Genomic DNA, 2649 nt, shown 5'->3' on the forward strand with positions numbered 1-2649 from the left:
CACTGCGCGCATTGGCGACGGCGATCCGCGCCGATCGCTTGCCGCCAAGCTCGATCGGCAACGTGAGGGAAGTCGTCGCCTCCACGCTGTCGATGCCCCGATAGGGGCCGGAGCCGGCCACATTTTCGGCTTCGACGGTGACGCTTGGATTGGGGCGCAGACCAGCCACGCGGCGACCGGCTTCTGCCGCCCGCACGTCGGCCGATGCGGCCTCCAGCGACGGCGAGACCGCGCCCGCCAATTCCAGCGCTTGGTCTAGTGTGAAGGATTGGCCAGCTTCCGCTGGCGGCGGCTCTTGGGCCTGCGCGACGCTCGCGCAAGCCATCGCGGCCAACACGGCCGCGAGCAATCGGTGCATGATCGAAGACTCCTGACGATTCCGGAAAGCCCCGCAGACGGGGCTAGGTTGGAGTCGTCAGGCTCTTGGAGGGCGGAGTGCTGGGTCTGTGCCAGCCGACACGAGGTCTCTGGCGTTGCCGATGGAGGGCGGCGACGCCGACAGCGACAAACTGGCGCCGACCCCGTCGTCAACCGGCGGGGCGACCTGATGATGCCCGTGACATCCGCCATGCTGGTGCGGCGTGGCTTTGTTATCGCTGGAAGGCGCTTGCTCGCTTCCGCCGGCATCGTGGCCAGAGCCTGAAACCACGTCCGATTCGAGGCAGACAACAACTGGCTCCACGGCATGCGAGACCGCGCCCGCTGTCACCGACAGCGCAACGAAGCACATCATGATCGTTGCCAAAATGCGAGCCATTCGCAGTTCTTAGCACGGAACCGCCGCTTTGAGAACCATCCCTTTGTCTCCGGCAAACTCACGGAACCAGCGTGACCCTACTTCCCAGGACCGGGTAGGGCTTGCGGTCACTCTCGCCGGTTCAGGGCGGTGGGAGTCGTCACGAAGCGGCACTAGGGTAGTGCAAACGGCGAGATATATTCGTTATGTTTATCCGGTGCGGAGCACCAAATTCCGCCGTCGGCCGCCGTTTATGCGCGTAAGCCGCACAGGCTACGATCTGCGAAAACTCAGGATTTGCATGATCGTAGGCACGACGGTCGCTGGCGGCAAAAAGTTCGAATCCTACCCGGTGAAACCCGTTCTCCCTACATGAAGAATCGGAACTGGTAGGGCGTGCTGCCCAGATTCGTCATGCGCTTAAGGACACGCGCAAGAACCTTCGCATAGCTCATCGTTACGGGTAGCGGATCATACAGCCCGTCGTTGTTCCAGTTCATCTTCGACAAGGCGAGTGCCGCGCGGGCGCTGTCGTCCCACGTGCCGTGCCCGGCATGGCGGACAAGTCGGATCGGACGCGGCGTGCCGCGTTGACCCTGAAAATAGGTTTTCGGCCCAAGAGTCTCGACGGCACCGTGCATCCACAGCAGCGCCTCGCGCTCGCCAAGCCCGATCAATGAGCCGCGCTTGACTGGAAATGCCGCCGCCTGACCTCCCGGATTGGCCTGATCGCGTTCCCAACGCGCGCCGCGCCAGCCCACATCCTCGACAACCTGAATCAAGTCGACCGCCTCGCACAGCGGCAACGCCTCGAAGCAGCCGAGCACTTCGGCGTCTTTGAACTCGGTCGACTTGTGGACCATCACCCGGCGTGGTGAGCGTCCACCATGTCGGTGACGATATAGCGTCATCGACCGCGTGATGACCCGGAACATCTCGGCCTGTGATAAAAAGGGATTGTCGCGCTGCACCTGCACGTCGGCGGTGTCGTAGGCGATAAATTCGAGGCCAGCGCCCTCCGCGTCGAACACCTGGCTGCAACAGGTCACAAACCGCGGTTTGTCGGCACCGTTCGACCGCACCGCATAGGAAATGCCGATATAGGCGGTCTCTGGATCGACATCGGCTAGCTTCCAGGGAACGCCGCCGGCCTTGGCATATAGCGCCAGGCCCACTCGCCACATCACGCTCGCACGGCAGCGATAAGCGAGTGCCTTGTCTTCACGCACGATCTGGATCGGCATCCCGCGCGCGGCCGTGTAAGCCTTGAGATGGTCGTGGAGATCGAAATCGTCCCCCACGCCGTAGAAGCCACGCTCCCATCGCTGCGGCAGGTAGATGAACAAGACATCGAACTCGCTACGGAACGCTTCAAGCGGCTGGATTGCACGGACGAGCTGTTCAGCGAGCAACACGTGCGGCATCGCCGATTGTGCCATCTCGCTCTCAAACGATCCGTCCAGCTCGACACGGCATTTCTTGGCTGCCGCCGTCACGCGCATGTCAAACACCGTATTGAAGCCCGGCCAGTCCGGCAGATAGTCGGTTCGCTCGACCGGGCGCACGCTTTGGCTCAGCTCGCGCATGAACGCGAACAGGCGTTCTGACTCGCCGGCCGGCGCCAATGTCGCCACTCGGATCGGTGATTGCACCAATCCGCGCGAATGGGGGCCGAAACGCTTGAGCCCGCGCAGCGGATGGATGTCGCGTTCGCTCGTCCGCTCGGGATGAAACACCAGCTCGGGCTCGGGATACCATATGGTGGGCGCGATCTCGCTCGTCATGGCTGCACCAGCTGGACACCCGCAAAAACCCCTCGCGTTTGGGGCCATGATCTGATTCACTCTGTGCATTGGACGGAGAGGTTTGATGCACTCACGCAGCCTGTTTTCGCTGGCGGAGCACCTGGAGCG

General features: G+C 62.8%; 2 protein-coding genes. Both read right to left on the reverse strand.

The features are described 5' to 3' along the window. A partial coding sequence (locus ACK41X_RS23400; RefSeq protein ID WP_409728701.1) for a TolC family protein occupies positions 1 to 358 on the reverse strand: 358 nt, incomplete at its 3' end. Between the two features lie 746 nt (positions 359 to 1104). Next, complete coding sequence (locus tag ACK41X_RS23405) at positions 1105 to 2520, reverse strand: argonaute/piwi family protein (RefSeq protein WP_027443719.1); 1416 nt, start codon at positions 2518 to 2520, stop codon at positions 1105 to 1107. Positions 2521 to 2649 lie beyond the last annotated feature (129 nt).

It is taken from the genome of Pseudorhodoplanes sp. (genome assembly GCF_046289595.1).
Taxonomy (GTDB): Bacteria; Pseudomonadota; Alphaproteobacteria; order Rhizobiales; family Xanthobacteraceae; genus Pseudorhodoplanes.

Coding starts and splice junctions, on each gene's coding strand:
- ACK41X_RS23405 (WP_027443719.1), bottom strand. CDS start 2,520: ATGACGAGCGAGATCGCGCCCACCATATGGTATCCCGAGCCCGAGCTG.